The organism is Aquimarina sp. ERC-38 (assembly GCF_026222555.1).
Classification (GTDB): Bacteria; Bacteroidota; Bacteroidia; order Flavobacteriales; family Flavobacteriaceae; genus Aquimarina.
This window is the reverse complement of record NZ_CP098511.1, coordinates 210,003-224,637: the sequence shown is the minus strand read 5'-3', so window position 1 is coordinate 224,637 and position 14,635 is coordinate 210,003. Positions and strand designations below refer to the sequence as shown.

14 protein-coding genes are annotated in these 14,635 nt (G+C 35.9%); 1 reads left to right on the top strand and 13 read right to left on the bottom strand.

The genetic code is table 11. From position 1 onward, the window contains the following. Window positions 1-161 precede the first annotated feature (161 nt). From NBT05_RS01040 to NBT05_RS01030, 3 genes are read right to left on the bottom strand one after another with little or no spacing between them, the layout of a single operon-like run. The gene (locus NBT05_RS01040) at window positions 162-944 is read right to left on the bottom strand and encodes a TIGR03915 family putative DNA repair protein (RefSeq protein WP_265771563.1); all 783 of its coding nucleotides are present in this window, start codon (window positions 942-944) and stop codon (window positions 162-164) included. 3 nt (window positions 945-947) lie between these two features. Then, window positions 948-2,213 carry a putative DNA modification/repair radical SAM protein gene (locus NBT05_RS01035; protein WP_265771562.1) on the bottom strand — a complete coding sequence of 422 codons (1,266 nt, stop codon included), beginning with the start codon at window positions 2,211-2,213 and terminating at the stop codon, window positions 948-950. Further along, window positions 2,203-2,592, bottom strand: coding sequence for a DUF559 domain-containing protein (locus NBT05_RS01030; protein WP_265771561.1), 390 nt, complete (start codon window positions 2,590-2,592; stop codon window positions 2,203-2,205). Before NBT05_RS01030 ends, NBT05_RS01035 begins: the two co-directional genes overlap by 11 nt. 129 nt (window positions 2,593-2,721) lie before the next feature. Between NBT05_RS01030 and NBT05_RS01025 the strand changes: the two genes are divergently transcribed. After that, window positions 2,722-3,507: an XRE family transcriptional regulator gene (locus NBT05_RS01025; protein WP_265771560.1), complete on the top strand. Its 786-nt coding sequence runs from the start codon at window positions 2,722-2,724 to the stop codon at window positions 3,505-3,507. 22 nt (window positions 3,508-3,529) lie between these two features. Here the strand turns inward: NBT05_RS01025 and NBT05_RS01020 are convergent, their stop codons facing one another. From NBT05_RS01020 to NBT05_RS00975, 10 genes are all read right to left on the bottom strand, one after another. Continuing rightward, window positions 3,530-5,329, bottom strand: coding sequence for a cytochrome c biogenesis protein (locus tag NBT05_RS01020; protein ID WP_265771559.1), 1,800 nt, complete (start codon window positions 5,327-5,329; stop codon window positions 3,530-3,532). Further along, window positions 5,326-6,720, bottom strand: a complete 1,395-nt coding sequence (locus NBT05_RS01015; protein ID WP_265771558.1) for a cytochrome c biogenesis protein ResB — start codon at window positions 6,718-6,720, stop codon at window positions 5,326-5,328. The genes NBT05_RS01020 and NBT05_RS01015 overlap by 4 nt, the downstream gene beginning before the upstream one ends. Before the next feature lie 19 nt (window positions 6,721-6,739). Further along, a complete protein-coding gene (locus NBT05_RS01010; RefSeq protein ID WP_265771557.1) occupies window positions 6,740-7,102 on the bottom strand; it encodes a hypothetical protein in 363 nt (120 codons plus the stop codon). Between the two features lie 14 nt (window positions 7,103-7,116). Beyond that, window positions 7,117-7,836 (bottom strand): cytochrome c3 family protein, encoded by a 720-nt coding sequence (locus NBT05_RS01005; RefSeq protein ID WP_265771555.1) that lies wholly within the window; start codon window positions 7,834-7,836, stop codon window positions 7,117-7,119. A gap of 3 nt (window positions 7,837-7,839) precedes the next feature. Further along, a complete protein-coding gene (locus NBT05_RS01000) occupies window positions 7,840-8,880 on the bottom strand; it encodes a ferredoxin--NADP reductase (RefSeq protein WP_265771554.1) in 1,041 nt (346 codons plus the stop codon). Between the two features lie 12 nt (window positions 8,881-8,892). Further along, entirely contained in the window at window positions 8,893-9,378 is a 486-nt protein-coding gene (locus tag NBT05_RS00995) for a hypothetical protein (RefSeq protein ID WP_265771553.1), read from the bottom strand. Window positions 9,379-9,397: 19 nt separating this feature from the next. Further along, a complete protein-coding gene (locus tag NBT05_RS00990) occupies window positions 9,398-10,261 on the bottom strand; it encodes a c-type heme family protein (protein WP_265771552.1) in 864 nt (287 codons plus the stop codon). 53 nt (window positions 10,262-10,314) lie between these two features. Then, window positions 10,315-10,746, bottom strand: coding sequence for a globin family protein (locus NBT05_RS00985; RefSeq protein ID WP_265771551.1), 432 nt, complete (start codon window positions 10,744-10,746; stop codon window positions 10,315-10,317). Window positions 10,747-11,208: 462 nt separating this feature from the next. Next, window positions 11,209-12,207 (bottom strand): App1 family protein, encoded by a 999-nt coding sequence (locus tag NBT05_RS00980; RefSeq protein WP_265771550.1) that lies wholly within the window; start codon window positions 12,205-12,207, stop codon window positions 11,209-11,211. Window positions 12,208-12,287: 80 nt separating this feature from the next. Next, entirely contained in the window at window positions 12,288-14,618 is a 2,331-nt protein-coding gene (locus NBT05_RS00975) for a sodium-translocating pyrophosphatase (protein ID WP_265771549.1), read from the bottom strand. Window positions 14,619-14,635: the final 17 nt, after the last annotated feature.

The following is a 14,635-nucleotide window of genomic DNA, read 5'->3' as shown; positions in this document are numbered from 1 at the left end:
CTCTTTTAATCTAAATTAACAGCGAATGTTAAAGAAAATAGAAATTAATTAATCTAAAAAACGATACTATGAACTCTCTCATAAAATAAATTTAAGTTACTATAAATAAATCGTTTAGGGTAGTTGAAAATTTTGGTTGGTTGAGAGTAATGGTAAATAATTTACTGTAAAGGAATTGTCTTTTCAGTAAGGTATTTCCAATATCGACGGGGAATATGTTGCAGATGTAGCTTGTTGTTTTTTCTGGACTTGATATTAACCGAACTAAAATAAGTAGCCCATAATTTTTGAAAATCCAGTTCGCCTTCCGCCAGATGTTCCATAGCTATTTTGGTATTAGATATTGTAAAGAAGTCGGCAGTTATCGTTTCCACTTTTTGGAGATCATAAAATATACCGTAGTTACGCTTTACATCAAAAATTAACCATTTCTGATCAGCATACCTGCTTTCAAAATGTTTTAAAATAAGGGGAAGTACATTAAAATCCGGTTCAATAGTGGCTACATAAAGATCATCCTTTGTTTTTTGAAAACGGATAAAAGCTTCCATACGGTGTTTTTCGCGATGTACCATTTTAGCAACTTGCTGAATTTTTAAAACCTCAGCATCCCCGTAATCAATAGAAAAATCTTTTTGTTCGGTTAATACTTTTTTTATAAAATAACCTAACGTATTTTCAACACCTTTGATTTCACTTAAAAAGGCTTTTAATACTTTAGCCTGAACTTTTTTGTCGGTAAGCTCACAAAATTTATCCCAAACCCTTTTTGATTTTTCTGGATTTGTAAAAACTTGTGTAGTCGAAGCAAAAAGCTCAGTAGTTTCGGAACGTAAAGGGGTGATATCATAAACAGATAACTTATATTCAAAAATGTAGAATATACAAGATAAAAAGCCATCAAAACTTTCGTCGTATTGTAATATGGTTTTTACATCCTTCATAAGCTATGATGCAAAAAGACTTAATTGAGGCGAAAAGTGTTTTTGATATTTACTTTTAATATTTTGAAGAATTTTATACTTTAATTGATCTGCCGTTAAGTCTTTTGTATAAAATTCACGGGAATCACAGGTGATAAAATAAGTAGCACGGTTCATCGAAATTCCAATGGCTTTTAAATGTTCCCAATTTAACTTACGGAACCTTCTGGCATTTATTATTTTATGTACGGATTGCATTCCAATACCGGGGATACGTGCCAGCATTCGTTTGTCTGCTTTATTAATATCTACCGGAAACTCCTGTAGGTTTCGTAAAGCCCAACCCAGTTTAGGGTCAATCTGTAGATCCAGATTCTGATGCGTATCATTTAAAAGTTCGTTCACTGAAAATCCGTAAAAACGGAGTAACCAATCGGTTTGGTACAAGCGGTTTTCACGAAGTACCGGCACTTCCGTATCTAAGGATGGCAACCGAGTATCTGAAGAAATAGGAATATAACCTGAATAATACACTCTACGCATATTGTATTTTTTATAATAATAGGTAGCGGAATACATAATATCTTTATCACTTTCTCCGGCTGCTCCGATAATCATTTGTGTGCTTTGGCCCGCCGGAGCATACTTTGGGGTGCTTTTAATAAGCTTTTTCTCCTGTTGATATTGGATAATTTCGTTTTTTACCTTTTCCATAGGTTTGATAAAATCTTTAAAGTTCTTATCAGGCGCCAATAACTTTAAACCGGAAACTGTTGGGATTTCAATATTAACACTCAATCGATCCGCATACAATCCGGCTTCTCTCATTAATTCATCACTAGCTCCAGGGATAGATTTTAAATGGATGTATCCGTTAAAATTTTCTTCGAGGCGTAATTTTTTTGCTACTTGTACCAGGCGTTCCATAGTAAAATCCGCGTTTTTAAAAATCCCCGAGCTTAAGAACAAGCCCTCAATATAATTCCGGCGGTAAAAGTTAATAGTTAAGTCCACTACCTCCTGGATTTTAAAAGCAGCTCTTTTAATATCATTACTTTTACGGGTTACGCAATATGCACAATCAAAAATACAGTGATTGGTCATTAAAATTTTTAAAAGTGACACACAACGGCCATCTTCCGTATAACTATGACAGATGCCTGATCCGGTACTATTTCCTAATCCTTTATCTTTGTTTTTACGGGTACTCCCGCTACTGGCACAAGACACGTCATATTTTGCCGCATCTGCTAGTATAGCCAGCTTTTCCTGGATTCGATCAAATGACATTAAGTTTGTTTTGAATTAAAAATTTAATTGCCCTAATAATTTCTTCCGGATCTGTTAAAATATGATAATCCGTAAACTTTAAAACATGAACCTGTAAAGAAGGGATATATAATTTTTTAATAGAATTCGTATTATTTACCGAATCAAATTCTTCCAGGTAATCATCAATTTTTAAAGCGATTTTATGTTTGGAATCATAAAAGTCAAAATGGTAGTGATGTATTCTGTGATTTTTACTAAAAGTAAAACCTTTATCATTTAGTAATTCTTCCAATTGTGTCATAGAAGGTAAAGCATTATGTAAAGAATGTCGAATAACAGCGTTAGTAGTAGTTGATAGTGATAAAGTAGGCCAGGTCATAACTTGTATTTTTTCCAAATTTATGGAATTTTTCCATTTAACCTAGGATTTTATCATATTAATATTGGAAAATTTCCTAAAATTAATATATTTGTAGGAGAAACCAGGTAGCATTATTTGATTTACCGGTTTATGATATAGTCAACTATGAATTCGGCACCTTCGATTACCATTCAACGTTTTAAAAAAATTAGAGAAGAACAGCATTATACCCAATCTGAATTTGCGAAAATTCTGGGAATTAAAGGTTCTACCGCAGATATTGAACGAGGTAAAACAAAAATTTCCGGGCAGGTAGTGGCTAAATTACTTGCTGAGTTTAAAATTAATCCGCTGTGGTTATTTGGAGAGAGTACTCAGAAAACCATAGAGGTAAATTCCAGTGATGTAGCGCCTAAAGTGGTTACTATTGATACCGAAGAGCAGGAGAACATGGTATTAGTCAATACAAAGGCAGCTGCCGGGTATCCTCAAAATATTCAGGATGTAAGTTGGTATCAGCAATTGCCGGCTTTTGCCATTCCGCTTCCTGAATACAGAAACGCGTCTTACCGGGGTTTCCAGGTAGAGGGAGATAGTATGTTACCGGTTTTAGAACCTAAAGAATGGGTAATCGGAAAAGCGATTGGTAATCTAAATGAAATTAATTCCAATGCTATTTATGTAGTGGTTTTACAGGACAGTGTGATGGTTAAAAAGATTAAAAAAACTTTGACTCCTATAGGTACTTCTGATGATGCTTCTATTAGTCTGATATCTATTAATAAAGAATATGCTCCCTATACTATTCATACGAACCAGATCCAGGAACTTTGGGAAGTAAATAGCAAACTGAGTTTTAATGTTGATGCAAAAGGAGAATCAGCAGATTTAAAACAACTACAGGATGCCATGGCCTTGTTAGCTTCTGAGGTAAGAAGCTTAAAAAAGTAAATTGGTATCACTATACCTTAAATTAGAGGCTAGCTTTCGCTAAATCAAATTTTTGAACCTTTCTTTTGTTCAAAATTGCAAGAATCTTTGGTAAGATGGAAACGCCAAGCGTTACAAACAAACCGACATAAACAGCATCCGGGATAGGAAAAGAATCCCCTTTAGCGTATGAATGTAGTCCGGATAAGTAGTAATTAACCCCAAAAAAGGTCATTAAAATACTTCCTATGGCAAATAGCGAACACACATTATAGATATACGTATAGTTTTTAGGAATAATGATCCGGATGTGTAATACAAAAGAATAGATAATAATACTAATGAGCGCCCAGGTTTCTTTAGGGTCCCATCCCCAGTACCTTCCCCAGGATTCATTTGCCCAAATACCTCCGAGAAAAGTTCCTATGGTTAATAGGTACAAACCTAAGGTGCTGGTTAATTGATTAATATTAGTAAGTTGATAAATAGTATTTTTAATAGTATCAGGTTTTTGCACAAAATAGGTAGCGGATAGTAAAAGTAAGGTGATAAATGCCAGTAAAGACCCTAATGCCAGAAAGCCGTAACTCCCGGTAATAACCGCAACATGAATTAATAGCCAATAAGATTTTAATACGGGTACCAGATTAGTGATTTCAGGATTCATCAGGCTACCTTGTGCAATTCCTAATAAACAAAAAGCCATAATTGCCGCAACCGAAGGGACTATATAACTGTTTTTAGTAAAAAGCAAGCCTGCTAACATTCCTACCCAGGCTATAAAAACAGTAGCTTCATACCCGTTACTCCAGGGCGCATGTCCTGAAATATACCATCGTAAACCAATACCTAAAGCATGTAAACAAAAAGTAACTACCAGAAATAACCAGGTAACCTTCAGTACACTATCCATTTTAGATTTCTCTGGTTTAAAGATTTTAAAAAGACTTAGGAATAATAGTATGACTCCAAACACGGTATAAGCAATTAAACAGATAAGAAAAAAAGAAAAGTTGTTATACCAAATTTCTAATTCCACCTTTCTATCAGATAGGAGAACCTCAGTGCCATTTTGCTGTTGAAAACCTTTCAGTAGAGCTACGGTCTGATTGGCTTTGTTCCAGTCTCCGGAGGTTACACCATCTTCTAATTGTAGCAAATAGTTGGGAATGATTTTCTTAAAAAATAAACTGTCTTCCGCCGGAAAGTTCATATTGGCCGGGCTAGGGGCAAACCATTTGTTTTCAGGATCATTTTTATTCGGAAAAATTCGTAAAAACTGACCGTTAAAAATCCCCCAAACAATATTTAGTCTTTCATCAACCTTTATAATTTCTTTATCGAAAAGAGTTCGCTTACCGGGTTCTTTAGCGTAAGCAAGATCAACAAACTTTTTTATTTTATAAGCTCCGTTAAAATCAAAAAATTGAGCCGGAGCTATATATTTGTTGTCTTCAATTTCAAATTCATTTTCTAATTCGGATGCAATTTTATCGCTGATTTTAATAAAAGGTAACAGTTGCCAGGAATCCGGCTTAAATTGCATACCTAAAAATACCTGTGTTGGGGTAAGCTTTTTTTTGTTTTGATCTTTATTTAAATAGGTAAAAGTACTTTTGCCATAAATTTTTCTCAATAATTCTAAAGAAAGGGTATGTACTGGTTTGATCCTACCCTGAAAATCCTGAATTTGGATAGAAGCAAAAGCTTTTGTGTGTTCAAGATCAATATATTGGCGTTCAATTAATTCATAGGGTTCAAGATGATGTAACTGCTGCGAAATAACCTGGTGGGAACCTATTAAAGAGAAAAAGACTCCAAGAAGAATAACTATCTTTTTCATTTTCTAAGGTTTAAAAGTTGAAACAAAAAACCAAAATGAGACGAACGCCAAAAAAGGCTGAGTAACATACCTATTCCTAATAATAAATATCCCAAATAAGAAACAAGGGTTCCCCAGTAGTCTTTATTAACCGCCAGAATAGTTCCGGATTCGTCAGGAAGATAAGCGGATTGGAAAAATCGGTACCCCTTATAATCCAATACATTATTCATAAAGATGGTATAATCGGTCAATTTGTTTTTCTCCTGAATCTCCAGATTACTGTAAAAGGCTGATGGACTTTCTGATCCCGGATAACGCTCCAAGATAAAATCTTTTAAATGTAAAGCAAATGGTAAATTCATAGCTTTTGAACCATATCTTAAATTGATATGTAAATCATCTAGGTATAACGTGGTAAGAGGATTCATATAACCCGGCCCTCCGAAAAGTGTTATTTCTTCAGTTTTATCTTCGGATTGAACTTCTAATAGCACTGCGGATTCCTGGTTTTTACGTTCTGACTTTTTTTCTACGGAAACGATGCTACGTTTGCTATTATCAACCACGGTATTAAAGACAATGGAATTACCTTTTATTTCGCTAAGGGCTTTAAATTGTAGTGGCACCAGGCTGTCCTTTGGGTAATAATCGGCCTTGTTTAATACCATAGAAAAGTAGTTGGTATCTTCAGGAAAAATAGCTTGCCAACCTTCTGATTCATCGGTGATTTGTATATCGTTTTTACTTTGTTTATCCGTTTTAAAAGCAATGGGTATTCCATAAATGGACTCACGAGAACCTTCAGGAATATAAAAGTCTTTTCTATCCCCATCATTTGCTACTACTACGTGTAGATGTTGTAATCCTTCGTTTAAACTATCTATCTGATAAACCGCTCTTGGGATAAACTTTTTAAGCCTGATATTAATATTCTTATCTTCAAAAGCAATATTCTCTTCAAAGGAATTGAAACCCAACTCACTCATCCGTAAAGGTTCTGAAACATAATTTTTATTTACGGAACCATTACCTATCTGAACCTGAAGGTAATTTTCTAAAGAAACGATCTGATCATTGCTTTCTCCCTCCTTTATAGTCATTAAACCCTCAAAACTTCGATATTTGGTAATACCTGCTCCCAGGATAATTACAATAAAAGCAAGATGAAAAATAAAAATGGGTGCTTTCTTCCAACTGAAAAGATTATATTTTGCAATATTTCCGGCAAAGTTTATAGCTAACAAAACAATGACAATTTCAAACCATTTTGCACTATAGATTAAAGCTTTGGCCGTTTCCGTTCCAAAATCGTTTTCAATAAAAGTAGCTACTGCCATAGAAATTGCAAAAACGATTAAAAGCAATCCGCTCGTACGGTTTGAAAATAAGATACTTACAACTCTATGCATTTTTCCTGTGGTTTAATCATCACTCCTTCATTCCTGTTTCTACCCATTTCTTAAACACCTCAATTGCACAACTATCTATCTTTTTATTTTTTCGGTATGGCATAGCAATAAAACCCTTGGCATGAGTGATCGAACCAATTAATTGACCGCTTTCCCCCATTTTTTTCAGGCTCTTATAGTCATAAATCTTGTTCCGGGAAGCTTTTTCTTTATATACATCCGGGGCATGGCACATAAAACAATTTGTTTCTACAAGATTTGCTACATCATTCGTATACGTTACTGATTCCGGAGTCGAACAAACTTTCTGTTCTTTCCCACAGCTTCCACATATCAAAATTAATAGAATACTGCTAAAGATGATTTTATAAATAGCCTTCATAATTTTATATTCAATTAACGTGCAGATAAATATTTAGAATTTATAGTACGCCATTCTTCTTCTGATAGCGGGAGGTGTTTCTTCTTTTTAGAAAAAGGATCTTCACCACCTTTTAAATATGCTTTTATCTCTCGAAGCGGAATGGTATCTTTTAATTTTTCAGCAACCTGATAAATATGATTTCCGTGAAAATCGTGGCATTGCAAACAGGTACTCCACTGTTCATCGGCAATTAATTTTTCATGCGGAACGTCTATAGGATCATTTTTGACTTCAAGGTCATAATGACAATTGACACAAAAAGTAGCTTCGGCTAATACAATCCGGGTATCATTATGCTCTCTATGACAAGTCTCGCATTGCGTAGCATCAATTTGCGTGATAGCTTCCTTAAAACGAGTTTCTAAAAATCGATGGGTCGGATGTCGGTCGTTAGGTCGATCATGACATGCCAGGCATTTTTTATTATCAACATTTTCAGTTCCGAAATCGGCCGCCTTTTTTCTCATTCCAAACGTGAAAGATACGTTAGACTGAAGTTGCTGGAGCAAAGTACCCTTAGCATCCGTGTGGCAAGCATCACAGGACAGGCCTTCATGCCCAGTGTTCATTGGGCCTAAACTAAGATAGTCTTCGGATTGTTTTAACGGTAGTACTACATATATAATAATTCCGATTCCTATCCCGATTAACGAACCTATGTATTGTCTTTTTCGAAGCGGATTTTTAAACATAATTTAATCCTTTACAAAGCTAATCCCAACCTTTTCCGTTAAAGGAAAACTGATGCAGGTAAGGATGTTTCCTTCGGCTACTTCTTCATCCGTTAAAAAATGTCCGTCAATCATGCGTACTTCCCCGGATATACATTTTGCCTTACAACTACTGCACATCCCGGATCGGCAGGAGTAGGGGAGCGTTATCCTTTCTGCCATTGCGGATTGCAGGATAGTCTTATCCCCCTTTGCCTGTATCGTATGTGTGCCATCTTCCTGGTGGATGGTAACGGCACTGGTCATATCTTTAGAATCACCCGTAATCACCGTGCTCACTTCAAAAGCTTCCAGCTTAATTTTGTTTCTGGGAATACCTTTATTTGCCAAAATTTCTTTAGCAACATCCATATACCCATGAGGGCCACACATCATGTAAAAACCATCTTCGAAGGCTAGTTTGTGTTTTAGGAATAATTCGGTAACCAGGTCTTCATTTAATAAATCCTGATGGTAGTTTGGCTTTTCTTCTGAAGTTTCTTCCAGAATATGCTCAATAGAAAAGCGTTTAGGATATTTTTCTTCCAGTACTTCCAGGTGTTTTTTAAAAATAATGGATGCCGGATTACGATTTGCATAAAATATAAGGACACTCGAGAGCGGTTCTTTTTCCAGGACTGTTTTGGTTATAGAGAATATGGGAGTTATACCGCTACCTGCTGCAAACAACACGTAGCGATTGGTTGCTTTCTTATCACTGTCCACGTAGAAACTTCCGGCAGGCTTCTCAATTTCCAATTTTTGACCTACCCGCAATTGGTCACAGATATAAGTAGAAACCAATCCTTCTTTTACTTTTTTGACCGTAATCTGTAGGAATTTATCGGTTACCGGACTACTGCTAAAAGAATAAGCCCTTTTCTCTATCTTATTTTCTATAGGAATTTTAACCGTAAGAAATTGCCCGGCTTTATACTTTACTTTATTAAATAGAGCGTTATTTTTAAGGACAACGCTTACCGCATCTTCCGTTTCATTTATAATTTCTGTAACTTTTAGTTGCATTGAAATTCAGTTTTATTTATAATAAAAGACAACTCCGATATGGAAAAACAATAAAAAGGTTACCACCACAGAAAGCGAGACATGAGTAATCATCCAGGATTGAAAAACCCAGTTTTTTTGACTTTTAATGACATCTAGATTTACCAACCCTAACACCATATTTGTAAAAAACACATAAGACAATAAGCCTAAATAACCGTAACCTATCTGGAGGGCATGAAAATAAAACAGAACAGGTGAAATTGCCCCAATCCATTGGTGCCAACGTGTAAAATTTAAATTATATTTCCGTAACTTTTTAGTAACCCTTACCAGGGTTAAAAGCCATTGAAAAAGAATAAAAATACCTACTACTACACCTGACCATCTTTTATAACTTTGATCCGCTTGCATTTCTAATAACCAGGGCCAGGATATATCAAAAGCAAACTGAAGAATATATAAAATAAAAAGGCTTAGCCCTACAATTACCAATAAAACATGGTTTGATTTTTTCACGTAAGTTTTTCCTTTTTTCTTAATTCGATACTAAGCCCGAATTGCTTTTTTCTTCTGTTGCTGCTAATAATTTTTCTAAGCTATGATAAGAAGTGATTTTCCTTACACTATCAATAAATACTTCTGCCGTAGGAAGATAAAAACCTTTTGAAGGCCATTTTTTTCCTATTTCAGGTTTAGTCGCCTGATCCGTAAAAGATGCTATTTCTTCAAGATATGCATTATAGATAGCCTTGGTACCATTGCGATACGCCCGGATGACGTCAAAAGCCTCTTTATAAGAAAGGGAATCTGACGGATACTGCCAGGTAGTTGCCCCCATTACATCGCCTAACTTCCAATCTGTTTTGGTAGTACTTTCATGATCGTTATGACAATTTACACAAGGTGCTGCCACTGCCAGATCCGCAAACATAGAAGTATACATTTTTTGATCTTCTTCAAAAAAGTGTTGTGGTATTTGGTTTTCTTTGATTTTTTTAAATAATTCCGCCTGTTTCCCTTGAAATTTATTAGAAGCATTAATTGGATAATCTGACCCCAGATATAACCCCAGAGGAACATCACTTTTTCTGATATCCGAAGAAATTCCTCTTAAAAATAAAGCAGGTAACGGTCCGGCTTCTACTTCATCATCTTGCCAGTCTTCATCAAATTTTAATCCCTGTTTTTTTCCTGCCCCTACAATTGCTTTGGTGTATAAAGTTCGGGTTACGTCATTTTCTTCGGCTACTAAGGTTAATACGTCAGCAACGGCAAATATTTTGGACGAGGACTTCTTTTCAGTATCTTCTTCCGGAACTCCACCGCAGGAAACCATAATTTTAGCAGTTAAGAATAAAGCAACGTATTTAATTTTATAGATCTTTTTAAAATAATTCATAGTGGTAATAATTTTATTTCTAGCGAGTTAATAATTTAAAAACCTTGATATGTTTATGCGGCACTAGTACCATAAGCAGCTTCTTTCATTACAGAAGCCATTACCGTATATGTATCCGTCCAGGCTTTCTTTACATCTTCAGTAAAATCATCACCTAGGCCGGTAGCTAACGTGTCTAATAACGCTGCACCTACCAGGTCATAATGTGCTGCTTCCACATGATAGTCTACATGACGTTTCCCCAGGTCTTGCAGGATAGGAACTAATTTATCAAGATTGGTAAGTCCGGCTACGGCAGAACCCAACATGGTCATTAATTTATTTCCCTGACCTTTCATGGCTTCAGCATTCTCTGCAGGAAACAATTTTTTTAAGGAAGGGTCCAGTTCAAAAAGTTTAGCGTAAAATATTTCTGCTGCAGTTCCTGCAATAGGTACTACTTTTTTAAATGAACTTTGAACTAAATCTATGGTTTCTTTTTCCATCTTACCTGAATTTTTAGTGATTAATAGTGAGTGTATAGAACTAAGTATATGTACTTAAGTGCTTATACTTATATTTATCAAAAATAGAAGATCGTAGAGGAAATGGCAAATAGTAAATAATCAATCAATAACCTAAAATCACGGATTTATTTAAACAAAAAAGAGTGATTATTGAATTTATTAGATATTTATTCTTAAAAAAATATAAAATAAATATTTTATATTCTGAATTTTGTTTTTTTCGTAAAAGCTGTAAAAATATCAGAAATTTTATTTTTATATATTTCTTAATTAAAGAAAGCTATTTATCAATAAAACTCAATTTTTTGTTAAAATTGACCTGTTGTTTTAAAGAATAATATGTAAGATTGTCTGCTTTTACACTCATTTTTAGTAAAATAATGAGATAATGATAAAAATTAATTGTTTAGAGTTCATTTATTTTGCAATACTATGGTAAAATCAGCTTATAAAACCATGTTTTTTAGCATGTTCTTCTGCCTGTTGGGAAGTTTTTACTAACAGGGTAGGAATTTCATTAAAAGTGTCTAATAATTCGGTGATCCGGCTATCTCGTTTTAAATGATTTACATTTCTCACATAGATCGCTAATATCCTTCCTGGAAATTTTTTTGCTGTTTTTATATAAATGTCAGCATCTTTTTCTCCACTATCCCCAATAAGGATAAATTTTAATTCCGGATAACTTTCCAGGATAGTACTAATTTCTGCTTCCTTATGAGGTAATTGCTTTTTTGGTTTGGCTTCAAATGGATTCCTAAAATCCCGTAGTAAGATTGGACCTTCCGGAAATTGATTCTTAGACAAAAAAGCAGCCAAATAATCATGGAGGTTCCAGGGACTGTTACTTACATAAAAAATAGGATTTAGCACATCACCTTTTTTACCGGAATGTAACTTTTTATAAAATTCGGAAGTTCCTTCTAAAGGCATACGGCGGTCAAAATTTTTAAAAAAAGTATTGGCAACCAATCTCCACTTAAAAACAGAAGCAACACCCGTATGTAAAATAGTATCGTCGATATCACTAATAATTCCGTAAGAAGCATTTCGCTCCGGAAGCAACATCTTTCCTTTAAAGATATTATGATCTATTATTTTATGGTCCGTAGTGTTTTTAAAAGATACGGTATAAGGTAACCAGTCATCCTGATCCGTTAGTAAATACGGTTCTTGTAGTACCTCATCTATTTTAAAGTAGCCTTCTTTGTCCGTAGTAGTTTCAAAAGAAGTACCGTTAGATAATTTTATCTCTAATGCTGTATTTCGTATCTCGTCGCTTTCAAATTGTTTATATATATTTTTTAAAGTTTGCCATACATTGGTATTTCCTTCAAAATTAACTCCCTGGTATTCTAGGGCGCGACCTTGTGCCCTAAAGTGTTGAAGTGTTCCGTAACTCAAATACGTGTTAATACGATATGGTTTTTTTCTAAACATAGAATACAATCAATCCCAAAAATAAAAAACCTTGCTTGAAGCAAGGCCTTTATACTCATTTAAAGTGAACGTTTTACATTTTATCTTACTGAAAAAAGAGAACCCGTACAATCTTTTTGAACTTCTTTAGCATCTTCTAGTAAGTAATTTGTATAAGCTGTTGTTTTTTTATCAATAACTTTTAAATCTACTTTCATATGACTAACACTTAGGTTCGGTACATTTTCCATATCTAGGGTAGAAGCAGAAGCTTTAGTGACTCCGTGATTTCCAAGTAAAGGGGCAATAACCAATCCTACCAGGCAGGTAAGTTTAATTAAAATATTCATAGAAGGACCCGAAGTGTCTTTAAAAGGGTCTCCTACCGTATCCCCGGTAACCGCTGCTTTATGCGCATCAGAACCTTTATAAGTCATTTCGCCGTTAATAGATACACCAGCTTCAAAGGATTTTTTAGCATTATCCCAGGCACCTCCGGCATTATTTTGAAAAATAGCCCACATTACCCCGGAGACACAAACACCTGCCATATATCCTCCCAAAGGTTCAGCACCAAAGAGCAAACCGATCAAAATAGGAGTAACAATAGTAATAACACCCGGTAAAAGCATTTCTTTTAATGCCGCTTTGGTAGAGATATCCACGCATTTGGCATACTCCGGTGTACCTGTACCCTCCATAATACCCGGTATTTCTCTAAATTGTCTACGTACCTCATGAACCATTTCCATGGCTGCCTTTCCTACGGATTGCATGGCTAAGGCCGAAAAAATAACCGGTATCATTCCGCCTACAAATAACATGGCCAATACATCAGCTTTAAAAATATTAATTCCATCAATACCTGTAAAGGTGACATAAGCAGCAAACAAGGCTAGGGCGGTCAGGGCTGCTGAAGCAATTGCAAAACCTTTTCCTACCGCAGCCGTAGTATTTCCCACCGAATCCAGGATATCTGTTCGCTCCCGGACTTCGGGGTCCAATTCGCTCATTTCAGCAACACCCCCGGCATTATCGGCAATAGGACCAAAGGCATCAATAGCCAACTGCATAGCGGTAGTAGCCATCATCGCAGAAGCTGCCAGTGCTACCCCGTAAAACCCGGCAAGTTCATACGACCCGTAAATAGCAGCGGCAAATAAGATTACTGATGCAAAAGTGGACTTCATCCCAACCGCCAATCCGGCAATAATATTAGTTCCGGCTCCGGTGGCACTATTTTGTACAATGTTTAATACCGGTTTTTTACCTAAACTGGTGTAGTAGGAGGTAACCATAGAAATTAAAGCCCCTACTGCCAGACCGATAATTGCAGCATAAAACACATGAATCGATGGGATAATCTTTAAACCTTCGCCAAAGAAACTCATTTGCATCTCAGCCGGTAACATCCAATCGATAAGAAAGTAACTGGCTACCAGGGTTAAAAGAATAGCTGCCCAATTCCCTAAGTCCAGAGCTTTCTGAACCTGGGCTTCTTTGGCATTATTATCTTTAATACCTACCAGGAAAGTCCCAATAATGGAGGCTAAAATACCTACACCTGCAATGACAATAGGCAATAAAATCGGTCCCATATTTCCAAATTCATCGGTAAACACTGTGTTTACTGACATATCCCTGATTACATAATTTCCCAGAACCATGGCAGCTAAGACCGTTGCAACATATGAGCCAAATAAATCCGCTCCCATTCCCGCAACATCTCCTACATTATCACCTACGTTGTCCGCGATGGTTGCCGGATTACGAGGGTCATCCTCGGGAATTCCGGCTTCTACTTTACCTACCAGGTCAGCTCCTACATCGGCTGCTTTTGTATAAATACCACCACCTACACGGGCAAATAAGGCAATAGATTCGGCTCCCAAAGAAAATCCGGCTAAGGATTCTAACACTACCGTCATATTTTCATACGGTGACCCCGTACCATTCATAAATTGACCAATAAAAAATAAAAAGAATAAACTTAATCCCAATACTGCCAGCCCGGCAACACCTAATCCCATCACCGTACCCCCGCCAAAAGAAACTTTTAAAGCTTTAGGTAAACTGGTTTTGGCAGCTTCGGCAGTTCGCGCATTTGCATCCGTAGCAATTCGCATCCCGATATTACCGGCTAGTGCTGAAAAGATAGCCCCAATAATAAACGCCGGAACAATCATCCAACTGGTCGTTGCTACCAGGGTAGAAATACCAAATAATGCCAGGGAAGCTATAATGACAAAGATCACCAGTAGTCGATATTCCGCAGCAAGAAAAGCTAAAGCACCTTCTTTAATACTTTTAGAAATCTGTTGCATTTTATCCGATCCGGGAGCTTGTTTTTTGACCCAGGACATTTTTACAAACATGAACAAAAGCCCCAAAATAGCCATAGCAATAGGTACATAAATTAAGTTTGATTCCATAGATGATATGTGTTTAG

Bases quoted from the DNA above. Each gene is read 5' to 3' on its own strand.
- NBT05_RS01035 (WP_265771562.1), bottom strand. From the start codon at position 2,213: ATGTCATTTGATCGAATCCAGGAAAAGCTGGCTATACTAGCAGATGCG.
- NBT05_RS00975 (WP_265771549.1), bottom strand. From the start codon at position 14,618: ATGGAATCAAACTTAATTTATGTACCTATTGCTATGGCTATTTTGGGG.
- NBT05_RS01015 (WP_265771558.1), bottom strand. From the start codon at position 6,720: ATGCATAGAGTTGTAAGTATCTTATTTTCAAACCGTACGAGCGGATTG.
- NBT05_RS00980 (WP_265771550.1), bottom strand. From the start codon at position 12,207: ATGTTTAGAAAAAAACCATATCGTATTAACACGTATTTGAGTTACGGA.
- NBT05_RS00985 (WP_265771551.1), bottom strand. From the start codon at position 10,746: ATGGAAAAAGAAACCATAGATTTAGTTCAAAGTTCATTTAAAAAAGTA.
- NBT05_RS01020 (WP_265771559.1), bottom strand. From the start codon at position 5,329: ATGAAAAAGATAGTTATTCTTCTTGGAGTCTTTTTCTCTTTAATAGGT.
- NBT05_RS01040 (WP_265771563.1), bottom strand. From the start codon at position 944: ATGAAGGATGTAAAAACCATATTACAATACGACGAAAGTTTTGATGGC.
- NBT05_RS01025 (WP_265771560.1), top strand. From the start codon at position 2,722: ATGAATTCGGCACCTTCGATTACCATTCAACGTTTTAAAAAAATTAGA.
- NBT05_RS00990 (WP_265771552.1), bottom strand. From the start codon at position 10,261: ATGAATTATTTTAAAAAGATCTATAAAATTAAATACGTTGCTTTATTC.
- NBT05_RS01005 (WP_265771555.1), bottom strand. From the start codon at position 7,836: ATGTTTAAAAATCCGCTTCGAAAAAGACAATACATAGGTTCGTTAATC.
- NBT05_RS01010 (WP_265771557.1), bottom strand. From the start codon at position 7,102: ATGAAGGCTATTTATAAAATCATCTTTAGCAGTATTCTATTAATTTTG.
- NBT05_RS01000 (WP_265771554.1), bottom strand. From the start codon at position 8,880: ATGCAACTAAAAGTTACAGAAATTATAAATGAAACGGAAGATGCGGTA.